The sequence below is a fragment of the Microbacterium sp. 2FI genome, from assembly GCF_005502885.1.
Taxonomy (GTDB): domain Bacteria; phylum Actinomycetota; class Actinomycetes; order Actinomycetales; family Microbacteriaceae; genus Microbacterium.
In genome coordinates this window covers 247,511-267,472 of the sequence record NZ_SCMR01000001.1, presented here as the reverse complement: position 1 = coordinate 267,472, position 19,962 = coordinate 247,511, and the positions used below count along the sequence as shown (strand labels likewise).

At 68.3% G+C, this 19,962-nt stretch carries 18 protein-coding genes; 6 read left to right on the top strand and 12 right to left on the bottom strand.

Going from position 1 to position 19,962, the window contains the following annotated elements; all coding sequences use genetic code 11:
- Positions 1 to 2: 2 nt before the first annotated feature.
- The 3 genes from FFS15_RS01225 to FFS15_RS01215 form a co-directional block, all read right to left on the bottom strand.
- Positions 3 to 974: a carbohydrate ABC transporter permease gene (locus FFS15_RS01225; protein WP_137843173.1), complete on the bottom strand. Its 972-nt coding sequence runs from the start codon at positions 972 to 974 to the stop codon at positions 3 to 5.
- On the bottom strand, positions 974 to 2,107 hold the full coding sequence (locus tag FFS15_RS01220; RefSeq protein WP_137843172.1) for a sugar ABC transporter permease: 1,134 nt from the start codon (positions 2,105 to 2,107) through the stop codon (positions 974 to 976). Before FFS15_RS01220 ends, FFS15_RS01225 begins: the two co-directional genes overlap by 1 nt.
- 99 nt (positions 2,108 to 2,206) lie before the next feature.
- Positions 2,207 to 3,538 (bottom strand): ABC transporter substrate-binding protein, encoded by a 1,332-nt coding sequence (locus FFS15_RS01215; RefSeq protein WP_137843171.1) that lies wholly within the window; start codon positions 3,536 to 3,538, stop codon positions 2,207 to 2,209.
- A gap of 245 nt (positions 3,539 to 3,783) precedes the next feature.
- Here FFS15_RS01215 and FFS15_RS01210 point away from each other — a divergent pair, with 245 nt between their 5' ends.
- Entirely contained in the window at positions 3,784 to 4,821 is a 1,038-nt protein-coding gene (locus tag FFS15_RS01210; protein WP_137843170.1) for a LacI family DNA-binding transcriptional regulator, read from the top strand.
- 3 nt (positions 4,822 to 4,824) lie between these two features.
- Here the strand turns inward: FFS15_RS01210 and FFS15_RS01205 are convergent, their stop codons facing one another.
- The 8 genes from FFS15_RS01205 to FFS15_RS01170 all read right to left on the bottom strand — a co-directional run bounded on the left by FFS15_RS01205 (position 4,825) and on the right by FFS15_RS01170 (position 13,725).
- Entirely contained in the window at positions 4,825 to 5,937 is a 1,113-nt protein-coding gene (locus FFS15_RS01205; RefSeq protein ID WP_171013035.1) for a Gfo/Idh/MocA family oxidoreductase, read from the bottom strand.
- A complete protein-coding gene (locus FFS15_RS01200) occupies positions 5,934 to 7,790 on the bottom strand; it encodes a DUF6807 family protein (RefSeq protein WP_171013034.1) in 1,857 nt (618 codons plus the stop codon). The genes FFS15_RS01205 and FFS15_RS01200 overlap by 4 nt, the downstream gene beginning before the upstream one ends.
- Positions 7,791 to 7,975: 185 nt before the next feature.
- Positions 7,976 to 9,313, bottom strand: a complete 1,338-nt coding sequence (locus tag FFS15_RS01195; RefSeq protein ID WP_137843167.1) for an extracellular solute-binding protein — start codon at positions 9,311 to 9,313, stop codon at positions 7,976 to 7,978.
- A 94-nt stretch (positions 9,314 to 9,407) separates the two neighbouring features.
- Positions 9,408 to 10,334: a carbohydrate ABC transporter permease gene (locus FFS15_RS01190; protein ID WP_249353618.1), complete on the bottom strand. Its 927-nt coding sequence runs from the start codon at positions 10,332 to 10,334 to the stop codon at positions 9,408 to 9,410.
- A complete protein-coding gene (locus tag FFS15_RS01185; protein ID WP_137843166.1) occupies positions 10,321 to 11,247 on the bottom strand; it encodes a sugar ABC transporter permease in 927 nt (308 codons plus the stop codon). The genes FFS15_RS01190 and FFS15_RS01185 overlap by 14 nt, the downstream gene beginning before the upstream one ends.
- A gap of 274 nt (positions 11,248 to 11,521) precedes the next feature.
- Positions 11,522 to 11,908 (bottom strand): 50S ribosomal protein L7/L12, encoded by a 387-nt coding sequence (rplL, locus tag FFS15_RS01180; protein WP_137843165.1) that lies wholly within the window; start codon positions 11,906 to 11,908, stop codon positions 11,522 to 11,524.
- Between the two features lie 44 nt (positions 11,909 to 11,952).
- Positions 11,953 to 12,468 (bottom strand): 50S ribosomal protein L10, encoded by a 516-nt coding sequence (gene rplJ / locus FFS15_RS01175; protein ID WP_137843164.1) that lies wholly within the window; start codon positions 12,466 to 12,468, stop codon positions 11,953 to 11,955.
- A gap of 387 nt (positions 12,469 to 12,855) precedes the next feature.
- Positions 12,856 to 13,725 carry a hypothetical protein gene (locus FFS15_RS01170; RefSeq protein WP_137843163.1) on the bottom strand — a complete coding sequence of 290 codons (870 nt, stop codon included), beginning with the start codon at positions 13,723 to 13,725 and terminating at the stop codon, positions 12,856 to 12,858.
- A 392-nt stretch (positions 13,726 to 14,117) separates the two neighbouring features.
- Between FFS15_RS01170 and FFS15_RS01165 the strand changes: the two genes are divergently transcribed.
- The 4 genes from FFS15_RS01165 (at position 14,118) to FFS15_RS01150 (ending at position 18,317) form a co-directional block, all read left to right on the top strand.
- Entirely contained in the window at positions 14,118 to 14,801 is a 684-nt protein-coding gene (locus FFS15_RS01165; RefSeq protein ID WP_137843162.1) for a YqaJ viral recombinase family protein, read from the top strand.
- Between the two features lie 162 nt (positions 14,802 to 14,963).
- Positions 14,964 to 16,670 carry an MDR family MFS transporter gene (locus FFS15_RS01160; protein ID WP_137843161.1) on the top strand — a complete coding sequence of 569 codons (1,707 nt, stop codon included), beginning with the start codon at positions 14,964 to 14,966 and terminating at the stop codon, positions 16,668 to 16,670.
- A gap of 11 nt (positions 16,671 to 16,681) precedes the next feature.
- A complete protein-coding gene (locus FFS15_RS01155) occupies positions 16,682 to 17,176 on the top strand; it encodes a MarR family transcriptional regulator (RefSeq protein WP_171013033.1) in 495 nt (164 codons plus the stop codon).
- A 109-nt stretch (positions 17,177 to 17,285) separates the two neighbouring features.
- Complete coding sequence (locus FFS15_RS01150; protein ID WP_137843160.1) at positions 17,286 to 18,317, top strand: NADP-dependent oxidoreductase; 1,032 nt, start codon at positions 17,286 to 17,288, stop codon at positions 18,315 to 18,317.
- On the opposite strand, the gene FFS15_RS01145 is transcribed toward FFS15_RS01150, so the two are convergent.
- Positions 18,304 to 19,218 carry a LysR family transcriptional regulator ArgP gene (locus FFS15_RS01145; RefSeq protein WP_171013032.1) on the bottom strand — a complete coding sequence of 305 codons (915 nt, stop codon included), beginning with the start codon at positions 19,216 to 19,218 and terminating at the stop codon, positions 18,304 to 18,306. The two genes, FFS15_RS01150 and FFS15_RS01145, sit on opposite strands and share 14 nt — an antisense overlap.
- A gap of 71 nt (positions 19,219 to 19,289) precedes the next feature.
- Here FFS15_RS01145 and FFS15_RS01140 point away from each other — a divergent pair, with 71 nt between their 5' ends.
- The gene (locus tag FFS15_RS01140) at positions 19,290 to 19,955 is read left to right on the top strand and encodes a LysE/ArgO family amino acid transporter (RefSeq protein ID WP_249353616.1); all 666 of its coding nucleotides are present in this window, start codon (positions 19,290 to 19,292) and stop codon (positions 19,953 to 19,955) included.
- Positions 19,956 to 19,962: the final 7 nt, after the last annotated feature.

The window sequence follows — 19,962 nt, the reverse complement described above, 5'->3', positions numbered from 1 at the left end:
CGTCAGCCCTTCGTGCTGCCGGCGAGGAGTCCTCGCACGAAGAATCGCTGCAGTGACAGGAACACCACGAGCGGCACGATGAGGGCGATGAACGCACCCGCCGTCATGAGGTACCAGTCCTGTCCGCGGTTGCCGCTCATCTCGGCCAGCAGCTTCGTGATCGGGGCCACATTGCCGTCGGCGAAGATGAGCGAGACGAGCAGGTCGTTCCACACCCACAGGAACTGGAAGATCGCCACGGATGCGATCGCGGGCATGGTCAGCGGCAGGATGATCCGGAAGAAGATCTGCCCGTGCCCGGCGCCGTCGACACGCGCCGCCTCGATCACCTCGTGCGGAATCTCGGACACGAAGTTGTGCAGCAGGAAGATCGCCAGCGGCAGCGCGAACATCGTGTGGGCGATCCACACCTGGGCGTAGCCGGCCGAGCCGATCGCCTGGATCACCGGGATGCCGAAGATCGTGCCCTGCGAGAACAGCTGCAGCAGCGGGATCAGCGCCATCTGGATCGGCACGATCTGCAGCGCGAACACGAGGATGAACAGCATGTTCTTGCCGCGGAAGTCCATCCACGCGAACGCGTAGGCGGCCAGCAGCGCGATCGAGATCGGGATCACGGTCGCCGGGATCGTGATCGCGAACGAGTTGACGAACGCCTGGGCCATCGTGAGCTGGCTGTTGCCCGACTGCAGCGCCGTCGCGTAGTTGTCGAGAGTCCAGCCCCAGTTCTCGAAGACCGTCCACCAGCCTGTGGTCTGGATGAGCTCCCGCGGCCGGAACGAGCTGATGAGCACGCCGAACGTCGGAATCGTCCACAGGATCGCGATGATGAGCGCCGCCAGCGTCGCCCAGCGCGACGTCAGCCGGCGCTTGGTCTTGCCGAACATGTCGCGGTCGGCCCTGCGGGCACCGCGTGCGAGATCCTTCTTGCCCTCGTCGTCGATCGGAAGATCGACCGGCATGACCGCACTCATCAGCGTGCCTCTCTCTGCTTCTTGAGCTGGATCGCGTTGTAGATCACGATCGGCATCACCAGCACGAACAGGACCACCGCGAAGGCGGCGGAGCGCCCCGCCTCGAAGCTGCGGAACTGCGTGTACATCTCGTTCGCGATGACGGAGGTGTTGTTCGCGCCCGCGGTCATCGTGCGGACGATGTCGAAGACCTTGAGCGAGGCGATCGAGATCGTCGTGAGCACGACGATGAGCGCGGGACGGATGCCGGGCACGATGACGTTGATGAACCGCTGCCAGCCGTTGGTCCCGTCGAGCTCTGCCGCCTCGAGCTGCTCGGTCGGCACGCCCTTGATGGCTGCGGAGAGGATCACCATCGCGAACCCGGTCTGGATCCAGATCAGGACGATGATGAGGAACAGCGTGTTCCACGGCTCCACGGCGAGGAAGTTGTACGGCTGCCCCCCGAACCACACGATCACCTGGTTGAGGAAGCCGATCTGCTCCTGGTCGGCCGGGCGAGGCGTGTACATGAAGCGCCAGATGATCGAGGCGCCCACGAACGAGATCGCCATCGGCATGAAGACGAGGATCTTGTAGTAGCGCTCACCCCTCGTCTTGTCGATGAAGTACGCGTAGGCCAGGCCCGCCGCGGTCGAGACGACGGGGGCGATGAGCACCCAGATGATCGTGTTGACGACGACGCGCACGTTCTGGTCCTGCGAGAAGATCCAGACGAAGTTGTCCCACCCCACGAACTCGGTGCCGCGGGAGTTCATGAACGCCTGGAACATCGTCTGGATGGTGGGAATGATGAGCCCGACGATGATGAGCAGAATGGCCGGAGTCAGGAAGCCGAAGAGCTGGAAGAGCGAGCCGGCCCCGTTCTTCGCCCTCTTGTCGAGGAAGAAGAAGAGCAGACCCAGGACCGCGGCTGCGCCGATCGCCCACTGATAGGACTGCAGGAGCCACAGGAACAGCGCGGGGAACGCGACGCACGCGGCGAGGCGGATGATCGTGTACATCCGGCCCGAGCGCGGGGCGATCTCGACGAAGAACAGGATGAGTGCGACCACCAGCAGGAAGACGCCGACGATGACGACGATCTCCAGCCACGGATTGAGCGTGCTCACCCACTTCAGGAAAGCGGACATGGGTTCCTTTCGAGTACGGCGTCGGACTCGGACATGTGCAGCGGGAGGGGACGGGGCCGTCACCGCAAGGGTGGCGGCCCCGTCCTGATCAGGCGGGCGTCAGCTGGACGGCCACCCGGATTCGATCTGCTCGAGCACCGTGTCCAGATCGGTGCCGTTGACGTAATCCACCATTCCCTTGAAGAAGGTTCCCGCACCCACTGCGCCCGGCATGAGGTCGGAGGCGTCGAAGCGGAAGGTGGTGGTGTCGCTCTGCAGGATCGAGATGGCCTCCTGCAGGATCGGGCTCGAGGCGCTCGCCGGGTCGAGACCCTTGTTCGCGCTGATCACGCCGCCGAGCGAGACCCGGCTGTTCGCCCACTCAGGGCTGGAGAGGTACTCCTGTACCTTCACGGTGGACTCCGAGTCGTCGAAGGCCGCGACGATCTCGCCGCCGCCGGTGACGACCGCGCCGTCCGAACCGCCTCCCGCGCCGAAGGGCGGCGTCAGGAAGGCCCAGATATCACCGTCCTCGCCCACCTCGGCACCGGCATCGACGAGGAATCCGTCGAAGAACGAGGCCTGGTGATGCAGCGTGCACGAGCCGTCGGCGAGCGCCGCGGCCGGGTCGGTGCCGAACGGGGTGGTGACGATGGTGTCGATCCCGCCGAAGCCCGCGTTGACGTAGTTCGGGTCGAGGGCGACCTTTCCGAACTCCTCGAACGCCGACTTGATCTCCGGCGCGGTGAAGGGCACGTCGTTGGTGACCCACTGGTCGTAGACGTCGGTGCCCGATTGCCGCAGGACGATGTCCTCGATCCAGTCGGTGCCCGGCCATCCGGTGGCGGCATCGGAGTTGAAGCCGATGCACCAGGGCGGCTCGCCGCTGTCGGCCTGGATCTGAGCGGTCAGGTCGATGAGCCCCTGCCAGTCGGTCGGCACCTCCCAGCCGTTCTCGGCGAACTTCGACGGCGAGTACCAGATCCATCCCTTGACGCTCGCCATGAGGGGCGCACCGTAGAGCGTGTCGTCGACCGTGCCATAGCCGGCCCAGTCCTCCGACCAGTACTCCTCGACGTTGGCGACCACGACCTCGGGCGCGGGAAGAACCAGATCGCGGCTCGCCATGTCGGCGAGGAGGCCCGGCTGCGGGAAGATCGCGAGATCAGGGGGCGTGCCGCCCTGGGCGCGGACGGCGATCTGTGCCTCGAACTCCTTCGACCCCTCGTACTGGATGTCGATGCCGTTCTCTTCTTCCCATGCGGCCCAGGACTCCTCGAGCAGCTCCTGTTCGGGGGTCACGATCGTGCCGTAGACGGTGACGACGTCATCGCCGCCACCTTCGCCGCCGCCGTTGTCCACACCCGGACCGCCGCTGCAGCCGGCGAGCGCGATGCCTGCCGCCCCTGCCATGGCGATCGAGACCAGGATGCGGCTTCTTGATGACTTCATACGTCCTCCTCATTGAGTTCCGCAGGGCACTCGTTGCCCCGGGCTCCGCGTGTGGAACGTCGGGAACCGATTCCATGCCACGCTAGAGGATGCTCCGGGTCGACACAATCGACTCTGATCACAACTCGGTGAACAGTGGATTCGTGCTGGCGTATCACGAACCTCCCCGGCATGATGGGTCCCGGGAACGGTTCCACATAGACCGGTGGACGGCGTCGTCCACCGCGTCCGAAGGAGGGCATCCGATGGGGGGCATCGCCGACGTCGCGCGCGCTGCGAGCGTATCGAAGTCAACCGCCAGTCGCGCCCTGACCGGGGCAGGCTACGTCTCGGATGAGACGCGGGCCCGCGTTCGAGCCGCCGCCGAAGCCCTCGGGTACGTCGCGACCACGAGCGCCGTCAGCCTCGTGACCGGTCGCACGCAGACGATCGGCGTCGTCATGCCGGCCCTCGACCGCTGGTTCTTCGCCCAGGTGCTCGAAGGCATCCAGGACGCCCTCCTCGAGCGGCGCTACGACCTCGCCCTCTACGGCGCGCAGCCCGGCTCCGACGCGCGGCGCGAGATGTTCGAGCACTTCCTCGCTCGCAAGCGCTTCGACGGCCTCATCGCCGTCGGCATCGAGCCGAGCGCTCGTGAGCTCGAGCGCCTCGTCTCATTCGGGAAGCCGGTGGTCAGCGTCGGAGGGTACGACGTCGGCACCAACGCGGTGTCGATCGACGACGCCGCGGCCGCGCGCATCGCCACCGAGCACCTGCTGGGACTCGGGCATCGCTCGATCGCCTTCCTCGGCGGCGATCCCGACGGCCATCGCACGAGCTTCGGCGATGCGCATCGGCTCGAGGGATACATCGATGCGATGCGGGATGCCGGGTGCGCGGCATCCATTCAGCAGGTGAGATCCGCGGTGACGGTGCCCGGCGGCTACGGAGCGGCGGTGGAACTGCTCGGCGACCGGCGGACGCGGCCGACGGCGCTCGTGGGGGTCTGCGACGAGGTCGCTGTGGGCGCGATCATCGCGGCACGGCGACTCGGCATCCGCGTTCCCGAGGGCCTCAGCGTCGTCGGGATCGACGATCACGCCTACGCCGAGATGTTCTCGCTGACGACGCTCCAGCAGAAGCCGCACCAGCAGGGGCGGGCCGCCGTGCAGCTGCTCATGTGGCAGCTCGACGATCCGGCTGCCCCGACACACCGCATCTACGAGGCCTCTCCCCTGATCGTCCGCAACTCCACCGCCGCGATCGACGACGACGCGTCCGCGATCGTGGGCGTCGGCCGCTGAGCGCTACCAGGGCGCGCCGAGCTCGGCGAACGTGCGTCCCTCCCATGCCGCGCGCTCGGACCACTCCTCGATGCCGCGCACGATGCGGAACGTCTCGCCGCCGCGCTGCTCGATATCGATGTGCTCCGGTGCGATCGCGAGGGGTTCGGGAGCGGCGACGACTTCTTCGAGTACGCGCGTGAAGGCCCCCGTGCTCGCCAGCGGCGCGGAGAGCGCGGCGCCGGTGCGCACGTGCGCGACCAGCTCGGCCAGCAGCCCGCGGCGGGCGCACTGATACGTGCGCGCGAGCGCGCCCGTACCGTGCACCTGCAGCAGGTCGAGCGTGTAGAAGTACAGAGCATGACCGCGGGCGCCCGCGATCAGCACGAACGGCTCGTGGCGCCGCGGTGCCGTGACGCTCAGCGCTGCCGCGATCCGCAGGCCGCCGGAGAGTTCGATCACGAGCGATGACGTGTCGTCGGTGTCGATGTCGTTCGCACGGCGGAGATCGGAGCGGATGCCGCGCACGTCTGCAGCAGCGTGGGCGCCGCCGATCGCGAGGGCGGTGACGACGGCGTGGGCGAGCGGGTTGGTCACGGCACCGTCGGCGACGACCGAGCCGTCGGATGCCGTCCGCCGACCCGCCCAGGCGCTCCGGCGCCAGTACTCCTCCGACCGCGACCACAGCCCGACGGTGCCCAGATGCTCGATCTCGCCGAGCTCGCCGGAGGCGATCAGGTCGCGTGCGGCATCGATGCCCGCACTGCCGAGAGACTGGAAGCCGACCTGCACAGAACGCCCGGCGGCGACCGACGCCGTCAGCACGCGATCGTGCTCGGCGATCGAGACGACGGGCGGCTTCTCGAGGAGCACGTGCGCGCCGGCCTCGAGCGCCTGGACGGCGAGCGCCGCGTGAGACGGGATCGGCGTCGAGAGGATCGCGATGTCGAGTCCGCCCGCGGCGAGCATGGCCTCGGCATCCGCGTGCACGCTCACCGATCGCGGAACGTCGCCGCCGCCCCGGGGGTCGGCGACGGCGACGAGCTCCACATCGTCGGGCTGGGCGAGCACGGCATCCACGTGGCTGCGGCCATGGCCGTGCACCCCCGCGATGCCGACGCGCAGCGGTGCACTCACAGGCCGGCCCGTGCCCGCAGAGCGGGGAGCACCCGCTCGACGGCCTCCGCGTCGCCGAGGTCTTCGTCGAGCACGAATGCGGTCAGCTCGAGGTCGAGCTCACCGCCCTCGGGGATCGTGTGCGGGGAATCCCAGGCGATCGACGGCCCGGCACCGAGGTACTCGGCGAAGCGCACGAACCACGGCAGCGGCTCGGCTCCCTGTGCGAGGACCACTGTGGTGGCGCGCTCGGGGAAGGTGAAGGCCAGCCACGGCGTAGCGGCGCCGTGCACGTCGCGCTCGGTGTCGCCCGCGGGGCTGAAGACCCGTGCCCGCTCGGGTGCGAAGCGCCAGAAGATGCCCCCGTAGCCCGCACCCTCGCGCCCGTTCGTCGCCGGCGACCCGAACGTGATCGCGTCGAGCGTCGCCTTGAGGTGGCTCCGCCAGCGCAGCGCCCAGCCGTTCTCGAGCTCGGCCGAGCGCAGCTCCCGCACCTCGACGAGCTGCGTCGTGCCGGTCTGGTCGACCCAGCTGAGCCGCTCGTCGAGCGAGTGCCCGTCGATGTGCAGCCGGTCGCGCCGCTGCCGGCCGTGGTTGGGCACCATGATCGATCCCTCGCCGCGCACGTACGTCCGGCCGCCCCAGTACGACGTGCCGTTGACGTCGGGGATCGCGAGGCTGACCCCGAGGTGGTGCGGGTGGTCGGTGGGTTCGGTCACCGACAGCGGGGTTCCACCGCGCGAGACGACCGCGTCGAGGAACGGCCGGGGCGAGAGCACCGAGTCGACCGTGGCGCCCTCGTCGTACTGGGCGACGACCGTCGAGCCGAGTCGCAGCACCGGGCGGGCCGGTCCGACCCAGCCGCTCGCGTGCGAGGCCGGACCCGAGCTCTTTCGGGCCACGAGCACCGGACGATAGAAGATCGGGTGGTCGGCACTCTCGCCGTCGAGGGCCTGCCGCATCCGATTCCACGCCTGCCGGCCGATCTCGATGCGCGGCACCGACATGGTCGTGAGAGGCGGCGCGGCGAACCGCGACTGCGGAATGTCGTCGAGGCCGACGATCGAGATCTGCCCGGGCACATCGACTCCGACTTCGCCCAGGCGCGAAAGGAGGCCGAGGGCGACGAGGTCGTTGAAGGCGATGGCGGCGGTGGCGCCGGTCTCGAGCACCGCGTCGGCGGCGTCGTACCCGGCCTCCATGCTCGATCCGGCACCGATCGTGAGGATCTCGAGATCGGCGTACTCGCGCGTCAGCTCGCCGAGGCCCTGCGCGCGCAACTCGTTCGCGTAGCTGAGCGCGGGTCCTGCGACATAGACGATCCGGCGATGCCCGAAACCCATGAGATGGATGCCGAGCTCCTTCACCGCGGAGGCGTAGTCCACCGCGAGCTGAGCCGCCGGTGTGTCGTCTACGCGGCGGTTCACCACGACGACGGGCGTGGTGCGCGCGATGAGGTCCTTGAGCTCCTGATCGGGCATGCGAGGCGAGACGAGCACCAGGGCGTCGCACTTGCTGCGTGCCTCGGTGGCGATCTCGGCCTCGACGCCGACGGCCTCGGCGCTGTCGGCGACGAGCACGCGATACCCGTCCCGCGCCGCAGCCATCGTGAGGCCCTTGAGCACACCCTGGAACATCGGGTTCTCGAGGTCGGGCACGAGCAGGGCGATCGTATGGCTGCTGCCGCGCACGAGGCTGCGAGCGGCCTCGCTCGGCGAGTAGTTCAGCGCGGCGACGGCGCGGTTGACCTTCGCGACGATCGAGGGATCGACGGTGGCGACACCGTTGAGGACGCGCGACACCGACGCCTGCGACACTCCGGCGTACTGGGCTACCTGCGCCATCGTGATGGGACGCGACGTGACCTCGGTCAACGCGACCTCCTCAGGCTCTAGAGACATTGTGGGCGTGGCGGATCCCGGCGGGGCGGATTGGCGTGCTCGCCGCTCCGCGTCGTCGGGGGCCGCTCGGGACCGGACCCCTCATCACTTCGATCCGGCCCCGAGCAGTGGATGGATGAGCGGATCGCGCAACGGACGAACGCGATCCGCTCATCGGCTCAGATGGCGGCGTCGTCGAGAGCCCGCTGGAGCTCTGCGATGAAGCTCGCCGCCGCTTCTTCAGGCGTCTTCTCGCCGAAGAGCACCTGCTGGGTGTGCTGATCGATGATCGTCTCGATCGCACCACCGCCCGGCGGGGTCGCCGGCGGCGCGTCGCCGACGCGCTCGGAGATGCTGTCCAGGAAGTCGACGACCTCCTGGTTCGTCTCGTCGAGCTTGGGCGTGATGTACTCGCGGATCTTTTCGTTGGCCGGAACTCCGCGCTCGGCGAGAAGCAGGTCGGCCGCCTCCTCGCTGTTGGAGAGGAAGTCGAGGAAGAGCGCCACTTCGCCCGGGTGCTCGGTCTTCGCAGACGCCGACCAGAACATCGAGGGCTTGTAGTACGCCGCCTGGCCCGCCCCCTCGTCGGGAGTGGGGATCATGAGGGGCTCGAGATTCTGCCCGCTCGCATCGCGAAGCGCCGCGACCTGGTTCGACCACCACGGGCCGAACGCGGACTGGTTGGTCGCCGTGAACGACTCGGCGAGACCGGCCGACTCCCGCTCGATGGTCGCGGACGGGTCGGGGGTGCCGCCGGCCTCGGTGACGTCGAGCAGAAGCTGCCACCACTCGGCGAGCGTCTCCTCGGAGGCCGAGACCTCGGGCGAGCCGTCCTCGGCGTACAGCGACTCGCCGTGCTGACGCAGCCAGTTGTTGAGTCCACCGTCTTCGAAGCCCCACGACTGCGAGCCGATGACCGCGCCGCCGCTGGCGGCGGTGACCTCTTCGGCGAGGGCCGTGAAGTCGTCCCACGACCAGGTCTCGTCGTCGGGCACGTCGATGCCGAGGCTCTCCAGCAGATCGAGGTTCGCCATGTAGGTGTAGGAGTTGATGCCCACCGGAACGCCGTACTGCGTGCCGTCCAGGGCACCGGTGCCGAGCACCGCTTCGGGGAAGTCACCCGTCGGCAGGGAGTCGCCGAGCGTGCCGAGGTCGAGCAGCACGCCGTTGGCGGCGTACGTCGACAGCTGCTTCTCGTCCATCTGGATGATGTCGGGAGCGTCCCCCGCGGCGACCGTCGTCGCGAGCTTGTCCCAGTAGCCGGCCCAGTCGGTGTACTGCGGCTCGATGGTGATGTTCTCGTGCTCGGCCTCGAAGGCCGCGATCAGCTCTTCGGTGATCCCGTGGCGGACGTCGTTGCCCCACCACGTGAAGCTGATCGTCACGGGTTCATCCGAGAGCGTCGGCCCGGTGGCAGGAGTCTCCGTCGATCCTGCACACGCCGTCAGCGCCAGCGTCGTCGCTGCGCCGACAGCGGTGAACAGCAACCAGCGGTGTGCGGTTCTGGTGCGTCGCATGTCTTGCATCCTTTCGACCGAAGTCGGGTTGTGTGTGTGGTGCGTGTGATGAGGGTGGGCCCGGCGGGCCCGCGAAGTGCTGCGTGACGAGTCGTCACTTGATCCCGGTCGTCGCGATTCCCTTGATGAGGAACTTCTGGCCGAACAGGAAGATGAGGAAGATCGGTATCAGCGAGACGACGCTCATGGCGAACATCTGCGCGTAGTTGGTCGCACTCTGCGCGTCTTCGAAGGAGCGGAGCGCGAGCGGCACCGTGTACAGCTCGGGCTTGGTGAGGAAGATCAGCTGCGAGAAGAAGTCGTTCCACGTCCAGATGAAGGTGAAGATCGCCGTCGTCGCGAGCGCCGGCACCATCAGCGGCAGGATGATCTGCAGGAAGATGCGGGGATGCCCGGCACCGTCGATGCGTGCGGCTTCGTCGAGCTCCTTCGGGATGCCGCGGATGAACTGCACCATCAGGAAGATGAAGAACGCGTCCGTCGCGAGGATCTTGGGCACGATCAGCGGCAGGAACGTGTTGATCCAGCCGAGCTGCGAGAAGAGCACGTACTGCGGGACGATGATCACGTGGATCGGGAGCATGATGCTCAGCAGCATCACCGCGAACCAGATCGCCTTGCCGGTGAACTGCAGCCGGGCGAAGGCATACGCCGCCATCGAGCACGACACGAGGTTGCCGATGATGCAGCCGATCACGATCAGCGCCGAGTTCCAGATGTAGACGTTGAACGGGTAGGTGAGCGCCGTCCAGCCGTCGACGTAGTTCTGGATCTCGAAGCTGTCGAGGATGATCCCCGGGTCGCGGAAGATCTCCTCGTTGGGCCGCAGCGAGCTCACGACCATCCAGATCACGGGGTACAGCATCCCGGCCGCCAATGCGATGAGCAGGGTGTGGCGCACCACGCTCGTGAGGGGCTTCCGGAACGGGTTGCGGCGGCGCTCACTGCCCGCGGGCCGGCCGGTGACGATCGTCTCGGTGGCAAGCGGCGCGGACGTTTCGGCGGGGTCAATCTTGGTCATCGTAGAAAACCCAATACCTCGAGGTCCAGAACATCAGGACGGTCAGGACGGCGATGATGATCAGCAGGAGCCACGCCATCGCCGAGGCGTAGCCCATGTTGTAGTTCGTGAAGCCCTGCTGATACAGGTACAGCGTGTAGAAGAGCGTCGAATCGACCGGGCCGCCGGTGCCGCCCGAGACGATGTAGGCCTGGGTGAACGACTGGAACGTGCCGATGAGCTGCAGCACCGCGTTGAAGAAGATGATCGGGGTGAGCAGCGGGATCGTGATCCGGAACAGCTGCTGGCGCCGGCTCGCGCCGTCGACCGAGGCCGCCTCGTAGTACATCGACGGGATCTGGCGGAGACCCGCGAGGAAGATCACCATGGGCGACCCGAAGGTCCAGACGTTCAGGATCATCAGGGTCCCGAGCGCGGTGTCGGGGTTCGAGATCCACCCCTGACCCTCCATGCCGAACATGCGCAGAACCTGGTTCACGAGCCCGTCGACGCCGAAGATCTGACGCCACAGGATCGCGATCGCGACGCTGGCGCCGAGGAGCGAGGGCAGGTAGAAGGCCGAGCGGTAGAACGCCAGGCCCCGCAGACCTCGGTCCAGGACGATCGCGAGGAAGAGCGCCGCGGCAAGCTGCAGCGGCAGCGAGACGAACACGTAGGTGAAGGTCACCTGCAGCGACGTCGCCAGTCGCTCGTCGGTCAGCATCCGCGCGTAGTTCTCGAAGCCGATCCACTTCGGCGGGCTCAGCAGGTTGTAGCGCGTGAACGAGAGTCCGAACGAAGCCACCATCGGGCCGATCGTGATGAGCGCGAGGCCCACGAACCACGGCGCGAGGAACAGGTACGCGGCCTTGTTCTGCTTCTTGCCTTCGGACTTCGCCCGCTTGAGCTTGCCGAGTTCGCTGATGGCGCTCATGCGGCTGCCTCGCTGTCGCGACCGGGCGGTCGCGTTCTGGGGCGGTGCGTCGTCGTCACCGTTGGCCCTCCGGTCATCGTCGTCGATGGATGAGAATGCGCATTCTGGAATGCGCTTTCTCTTTCTAACATCCCGATGCTGACGATGCAACACTCACCCGGAAAATCAATCGAATCTCGTGATCAGATCGTGAGAAAGGGCAATCCCGTTCGGATGCTGCGGGCATGACGAAGGCCCCGGATGCCAGCATCCGGGGCCTTCGTGGAAAGCGAGGTTACTTCAGGGTAACCGTAGCGCCGGCCTCTTCGAGAGCGGCCTTCGCCTTGTCAGCGGCTTCCTTGGTCGCGCCCTCGAGCACGGCCTTGGGAGCGCCGTCGACAACAGCCTTCGCCTCACCGAGGCCGAGCGAGGTGAGCTCGCGGACGACCTTGATGACCTGGATCTTCTTGTCGCCTGCGGCCTCGAGCACGACGTCGAATGCCGACTGCTCCTCGACCTCTTCAGCGGCAGCGCCACCGGCGGCAGCCGGACCGGCAACAGCCACCGGGGCGGCGGCGGTGACGTCGAAGGTCTCCTCGAACGCCTTGACGAACTCGGAGAGCTCGATGAGGGTGAGCTCCTTGAACGCCTCGAGCAGCTGCTCAGTGCTGAGCTTTGCCATGATGTGTCTCCTTGTTGTGGGTTGTTCTACGCCGGGGCCCGATGTCAGGCCGCGGACTCCTGCTTCTCACGCAGCGCGTCGACCGTGCGAACGGCCTTCGACGGCAGTGCGTTGAAGACGTAGGCCGCCTTCGTCAGCGAGGCCTTCATCGCACCGGCGAGCTTCGCCAGCAGGACTTCACGGCTCTCGAGATCAGCGAGCTTGTTGACCTCATCCGCAGTCAGGGGGTTTCCGTCGAAGAAACCGCCCTTGATCACGAGAAGAGGGTGTGCCTTGGCGAAGGCACGAAGACCCTTCGCGACGGAGACCGGGTCACCGTGCACGAAAGCGATGGCAGACGGACCCTTGAGGTCGTCGTCCAGCGAAGAGATCCCGGCCTTGTTGGCCGCGATCTTGGTCAGCGTGTTCTTCACCACGGCGTATTCCGCGTCCTGACGAATGCTGTTGCGCAGCTCCTTGAGCTGGGCAACCGTCAGACCGCGGTACTCGGTCAGCAGAACGGCGGTCGAGTCCTCGAATTGCTTCGTGAGCTCGGCGACCGATGCATCCTTCTGCGCCATGGCCACTCCTTGTGTGTACGAGACGCTCCCGCGATGACGGGGCGTCGGCCAGCGGCATCCGCTCATCCGATCTCGCCCTGAAATGGAAGAAGCTCCGGCGCAAGCGCACGGAGCTGGATTCTCGAAGAGATTCGTTCGTACACCTGCGCGGGCCCCTGCACTGCAGAGCTTCGATCGTCGTTCGCTTGCGCTCACGTCGATGACCGGCGGTCTTTGGCTACCCACCAGAGTACGCGACCCCCGCGCCTCCGCCAAATCGGCGCCCACCCCTTCTCGATCCCCCCATCTCCCCGAGTGCACGACTTGTCCGCGAGTGCACGGGTTGCCCGCGCCGGTACGTCGTGCACTCGCGGGTCGGTCGTGCGCTCGCGGCCGGGTGAGAGCCAGTCAGCGCCGCGGCGTGATGTGGAACGACCGCAGGCGCGCGGCGAGCGCTGCAGGCGAGGTGATGTGCTCGTCACCCCAGCGCGCGAACTTCCGCTGCGTCGTGCCGCGGATCCAGTCCTCGCGCTGCTTCTCCTCCAGGAGGGCCTGCTCGAGAGGGATGCCGCGCCGCAGCGCCTCGTCGAGATACTTGCCCTGGCCGTCGAACTCGCCGAAGGCGCCGACGTCGTCAAGACCGAGATCGACGAAGTACCGCTTCGCCCCCGGCCCCGCGACGGGCACCTGCAGCCGCGGAGTATGAAAGCCCAGTCGAACGATCTGCAGCCTGCTCACGCTCTCGCCGGGCAGCTGCGCCCTGCCGTTCGCGAACGCGGTCACCCAGCGTGCCTGCTTGATCCCCCGGGCGCCGGCTGCTCCGGCGATGCGCTCGCTCATGCCATGGCGCCACGACTGCACCGCATCCTCGTCCCACTCCCGTCCCCGCTGCGCCATCATGCGCTCCGCCGCGTCCGCACACGCCACGGCCGCCTCGGGCGGAAGCGTACGTACGAGGTCGAACACTGTGCGCGCCAGCGAGGTGGTGCGGATTCCGTGACGGATGACGACGTCGGATGCCGGGAGCGGCGCGACATGCCGGATGACGTCGGTTCCGCTCGAGATGCGCTGCGGGGCATCCGTCGTGACATGGACCCGCGTCGGCGTGTGCCGGTACAGCGGGAGACCCCACCACACCCCCGCCGAAACGTGGGAGGTCGCCGCGTCGCCGGTGGCGTCTCGAGTCACAGCGATGACGTGCGCGAGGTGGCGCCCTTCGGGCCACAGTTCTGCGGCATCGGTCGCCGCCATGAACCACCCGCGGCGCACCTGCGTCAACGCGCCAGAGCGAACCGCCGCCGCAATGGATCGCTCCGACCAGCCCCTCTGAAGCAGCGCCCCCGTCGAACGGACGAGAGGACTCAATTCGGAGACAGACACGGCGCGGCGCATCCTCCAGCGTCGGCCCGACTGGCACCGCTCCAGCATCCTCGCCCGCCGTTGTGCACAACTCGACTCGCCGCGCTTGCCGGGGAGGAACCTCTGCCTGGCGCGTCGCGCTCCGTCACACCGCGCCTCTCGCTACCGAGTGCACGGCTTGTCCGCGAGTGCACGACCTGCGCGCGCCGGCGGGCCGTGCACTCTGCGCCATGTCGTGCACTCGCGCTCCGGGGCGGAGAGGGGGGGTGTCGTGAGAGCGGGATGTCGCCCGTGCGGCGTAGCCTCGAGAGGTGACTCCCGAACTCGCCGCACGCTCGCCTGAGCTGGCGGCGCGCGTGGTGGCCGACTCGCGCGATCGGGTCGCGTGGATCCGGGCGCGCTCGCGCGGGATCACGGCCACGGATGTCGCGACGCTCACGTCGGTGAACGCGATCGCGAAGGCGGCCGACGCCAAGCTCATGGGCTCGGGCTTCTCGGGCAACGCCTACACCACCCACGGGCGCGTTCGCGAGCCCGAGATCGCCGCCTGGGTCGCGGCGACGCATGGCATTCAGCCCTCGTCCGCCCTGTTCCACGCGGTGGTTGAGAAGCGCCACCTCGCGACCCCCGACGGAGTCGCGGTGGATACCGACGGCCGCATCACGCTGTGCGAGATCAAGACGACGAACAAGTCGTGGCGCAGCATCCCCCGGTCCTACCTTCGGCAGATCTGGTGGCAGCAGCATGTGCTCGGCGCGGAGCGCACGCTCGTCGCGTGGGAGCAGCACGACGCGTTCATCCCCGTCGGCGACGAGCCGCGCTGCGCGTGGGTCGATCGCGACGACGCCGAGATCGACAAGCTCGTCGGCCTCGCGACCGCGCTCATCGACGAGCTCTACGAGCGCACGACCCGCGCCCGGCAGGGCGTTGAGCGGATGCCGCAGCCGGCGACTACGCCGCGCGAGCCCTTCCGCGCCCTCGCCCTGGCGGACTGACGCCGTCCCCTCCCCGCGACAAGCATCCCAGCCTGCGGGAATAGTTGACACGCATCAACGATTACCCCTATGGTTGACTCCGATCAACTGTTGACCCGGTTCAACAATCCCGCGCCATCGTCGCCGCCGCTTCCTCATCACGTTTCTTCTCGAAGGACTCCCATGGCTACGTCCACCACCGCGACCGCGACGGTCGCCCCCGACGAAAAGCGACGCCACCGCCAGGTGCTGCAGGCGCTGTCGGGCCTGCTGCTCGGCATGTTCGTCTCGATGCTCGCCTCGACGGTCGTCTCGACGTCACTACCGGTCATCGTCCACGACCTGGAGGGCGACCAGGCCGCCTTCACGTGGGTCATCACTGCGACACTGCTGACGACCGCGATCTCGACCCCCATCTGGGGCAAGCTCGCAGACCTCTTCAACCGCAAGCTCCTCATCCAGATCGCCATCGTGATCTTCGTGCTGGCCACGGCGGCTGCCGGCTTCTCGCAGAGCCCCGAGATGATGATCGGCTTCCGCGCCGTGCAGGGCATCGGCGCCGGCGGGCTCGCCGCGCTCAGCCAGGTCATCATGGCCGACATCATCAGCCCGCGCGAGCGCGGTCGCTACATGGGCCTGTTCGGCGCGGTCATGGCCGTCGCCACCGTCGGCGGCCCGCTCCTCGGCGGCGTCATCACCGACACGCTCGGATGGCGCTGGAACTTCTTCGTCGCGATCCCGTTCGCCGTCCTCGCGCTCATCATGCTGCAGCGGACGCTCCACCTCCCCGCCCGCGCCAAGCGGAAGGTGTCGATCGACTACATCGGCATCGTGCTGCTGTCGGTGTCGGTGTCGCTCCTGCTCATCTGGATCACCGGCGCCGGCGACTCCTACGACTGGTGGAGCACCGAGACCGTCCTCATGGTCGGGGGCGCACTCCTGGGAGTCGCGCTGTTCGTGATCACCGAGCTCCGCGCGAAGGAGCCGCTCGTCCCCCTGACGCTCTTCCGCAACCGCACGTTCACCCTCGCGGTCATCGCCTCGATCGCGACCGGCATCGCGATGTTCGGCACGTCGGTGTTCCTCAGCCAGTACATGCAGATGGCGCGGGGCGCGACCCCCACCGAGGCCGGTCTCATGACGATCCCGATGATCGCGGGCCTTCTCATCGCCTCGATCGTCATCGGCGCGCTGATCACCCGGTACGGGCATTGGAAGCCGTACCTGATCACGGGCGGCATCCTGCTGATCGCCGGCTCGTTCCTGCTGTCGACGATCCACTACGACACGAACTTCGCCCTCGTCTCGCTCTACATGTTCCTGCTCGGCGCGGGCGTCGGCATGACGATGCAGAACCTCGTCCTCATCGTTCAGAACACCGCGAAGCCGACCGAGATGGGCGTCGCGAGCTCGGGTGTCGCGTTCTTCCGCAGCCTCGGCGGCACGATCGGGGTCTCGGTCATGGGCGCGGCTCTCGCCTCGTCGGCGACCACGCTCTTCGGCGACCGCAAGGCCGACATCGGCGCCGCCCTCGCGAAGCTCGGCGAGCAGGGTGCAGCGCTCGGCGAGCAGCTGCAGTCCGGAACGATCCCGCAGGTGTCCGCGCTCCCCGAGGGCATCCGGGTCATCATCGAGGACATCTACGCGCAGGCCATCGCGCAGTCGTTCCTCATCGCGGTGCCGGTCGCCGTCATCAGCCTCATCGCGATCGTGTTCCTGCCGAACGTGCCGCTTACGCGTATGACGACGAGCGAGCGGGTGGCTGCGAGCGAGGCCGATCTCGCGACGGTCTCGACGCCCCAGGGCATGGACGCGCTTGCCGCGACGGGCACGGTCACCACGACGGATGCCGCCCCCGCGGCATCCGATGCCCCCTCGCGTCGACGCTAGTGTCGATCCCGATGACCGCTGACGACACCCGAGAGGCGCGCACCGTGGCGGTGCGCGCCCTCGAGGCGGAGTTCGGCGAGCTGATCAATCGCTTCCGGCGGATCATCTCCGAGAACGCGAATCGCGTGAGTCCGGGGATGCTCCCGGGCGCGTACAAGGTCTTCACCACCATCGTGCGGCGCGAGTCCGTGACGCTGTCGGCCCTCGCCGAGAGTCTCGGGGCCGACAAGGGGCAGATCAGCCGTACCGTGCGCGAGCTCGAGCAGCTGGGGCTGATCGAACGCACGCCCGATCCCGAGGACGGCCGCTCGAGCCTGCTCTCCCCCACCGCCGCCGGGCTCGAGCGCCTCGCGGCGGCGCGCGCGCCGCAGGAGAGCACGCTCGTCGACGCCCTCGAGGCTTGGCCGATCGAAGACATCCGCAACCTCAGTCGCCTGCTGCACGCCCTCACGGCCGGCGAGCGCCCGATTCCCGGCGCGCATGCCGGCACACCGTCCGCACCTTAGTCACCCGGTAGCACCCGCGTAACACCCCGGAGACATTGCCGCGATTGACTGTGTTCATCAGTGGCAACGAGCGCTGCCGACGACGACACGCACGCGGAAGGAGCGACCGATGAGATTCCGGCCGCTGCGATCAGCCCCCACCCCCGATACCGAGCCGGTGGCGATGCCCGACCCGCCCGCCACGATGAACGCCGTCGTGTTCGACGGGCCCGGCACGCCGGACGCCCTGCACTCGGCATCCGTCCCGGTTCCCTCGCCCGTCTTGAGCGAGCTGCTCGTCCGCGTCGTCGCAGCAGGGGTCAACCCGATCGACGCGAAGACGCGCGCCGGCGGCGGCGTTTCAGCCGCCATCGGCTCGTACCCGGCGACGCCCGGTTACGACTTCAGCGGGATCGTCGTGAAGAGCCCCTACGAATCGCACGCCTTCCCACCCGGCACCCCGGTGTTCGGCATGGCCTCGTTCCCCCGCTCGAGCGGCACGTACGCCGAGTACACGGTGGTGCCCGCGCTCTCCGTCGCCCGCAAACCCGCATCGCTGTCGCACGTCGAGGCCGCGGGTGTTCCGCTGGCGGCACTCACGGCGTGGGGCCTGGTGGTCGAGACCGCCCACGCGCACGAGGGACAGCGGATCCTCATCCACGCCGGCAGCGGCGGCGTCGGCCACTTCGCCGTGCAGATCGCGGCCTACTTCGGCGCACGGGTGACCGCGACGGCATCGGGACGCAACGCCGCGTGGCTGCGCGAGCTCGGCGCATCGGTGGTCATCGACTACACCACGACCCGGTTCGAAGAGGTCGTCGCCGATGTCGACGTCGTCATCGACCTGGTCGGCAACGTGCATGCCGACACCGGTTCGCGCTCGCTCGAGGTGCTGCGGCCCGGGGGCCTGTACATCCTGGTGCCGACGGGATCGTGGCCGGGGTACGCCGAAGCCGCCGAGGCGGCGGGCGTGCGTGCAACCAGTTACAAGGTGATCCCCGACGGCAGCGCCCTGGCGACGATCGGGCGCCTGCTGGATTCGGGATCGGTGCAGGTGTACATCGACAAGGTCATCGACCTGGAGGATGCCGCCACCGCCCACCGCGAGATCGAAGCCGGGCACACGCGCGGGAAGATCGTGCTGCGGGTCAGCGACGACTGACCCGCGTCGCGGGCACGGGCCCGAGTACGCGCCGCCCCTCGGTGACGATCTCGTCGGCGATCGCGTCGAGCAGCGGCGAGCGCAGATTCCACTGCTGCCAGTGCAGCGGCACGTCCACCGGCGGCCCGCCCAGCAGCACCAGGTCGCCGCGCTCGAGAGCGTCGTGCGACTGGAATCGCGGCAGCAGCGCCCACCCGATTCCGAAGCGCACGGCGGTCGCGAAGTCGTTCGATGCGGGGACGTAGTGCCGCGGCGGCAGCGCCGGGTCGACGCCGCGCGCGCCCAGCCACTCGTTCTGCAGATCGTCACGCCGGTCGAAGTCGACCACGGGTGCCGTGGCGAGCGCGGTGCCGAGATCGCCGCCCAGCCAGCGTTCGACGAAGCCGGGCGTCGCCACCGCCTCGTAGCGCATCGCGCCGAGCGCCGAGACGCGGCATCCGGCCACCGGCGTCGCGCGCGAGGTGACGGCGCCCATCACGGTGCCCGACTCGAGCAGCCCGGCGGTGAAGTCCTGATCGTCGCGATGAAGTTCGAAGACCACCGGATGCTGTCGCGAGAGCCGCGCGAGCGGCTCGAGGAACCAGGTGGCGAGCGAGTCGGCGTTGACCGCGAGCGGCACCGAGGTGCGCGCGCCACCGTCGGGGTCGGCGCCGAGCTCGGCGATCGTGTCGTGCTCCAGGAGCGCAGCCTGGCGGGCGAGGCGGATGACGACCACCCCCGCCTCGGTGGCCCGCACCGGCTTGGAGCGCACGAGCACGACGCGGCCGAGCTGCTCCTCGAGCGCTTTGATGCGCTGGCTGACCGCTGAGGGCGTGATGTGCAGTCGGCGAGCGGCGGCGTCGAAAGTGCCCTCGTCGACGACGGCCGCGACGGTCTCGGCGAGTTCGAACGGGATGCGCATGATAAGCCATGCTAATGGCTCTGAAGAATGATGAGCTGGACTGCTGGCATCTCGATGCGTACCGTCGAAGAGTGCTCACCCCCCTGCTCGCCGGCATCGGCCTCGGCTTCTCCCTCATCATCGCCATCGGCGCGCAGAACCTCTTCGTGCTGCGGCAGGGCCTCCGCCGCGAGCACGTCTTCGTCGTCGCCGCGATCTGCGCAGCATCCGACGCCCTCCTCATCGCTCTGGGCGTCTCGGGCATCGGGCTGGTGCTGCAGGCCGTGCCGTGGCTCGTCGACGTCGTCCGCTGGGCGGGTGCGCTGTTCCTCGTGACGTACGGTCTGCTCGCCGCGCGCCGCGCGTGGCGGCCGTCCGGGACCGTGCTCGCAGCCGACGACGCCGGCTCGCGCGAGGCGGGCTCACCCGGCGACTCCCCCGCAGCATCCGCCCCCGTCGCGACCCGCACGCGCCTGGTGCCCGTGGTCCTCACCTGCCTCGCGCTCACGTGGCTGAACCCCCACGTCTATCTCGACACGGTGTTCCTGCTCGGAACCGTCGCCAACACGCACGGCGATGCGCGCTGGGTGTTCGCCGCGGGCGCGATGTGCGCGAGCGTGATGTGGTTCTTCGGCCTCGCGTTCGGAGCGCGCTACCTCGGTCGCTGGCTGTCCACGCCGCGCGCCTGGCGCATCCTCGACGCGGTGATCGCCGTCGTGATGATCGCGCTCGGGGTGAGCCTGGTTCTGCCCCACTGATCGCGGA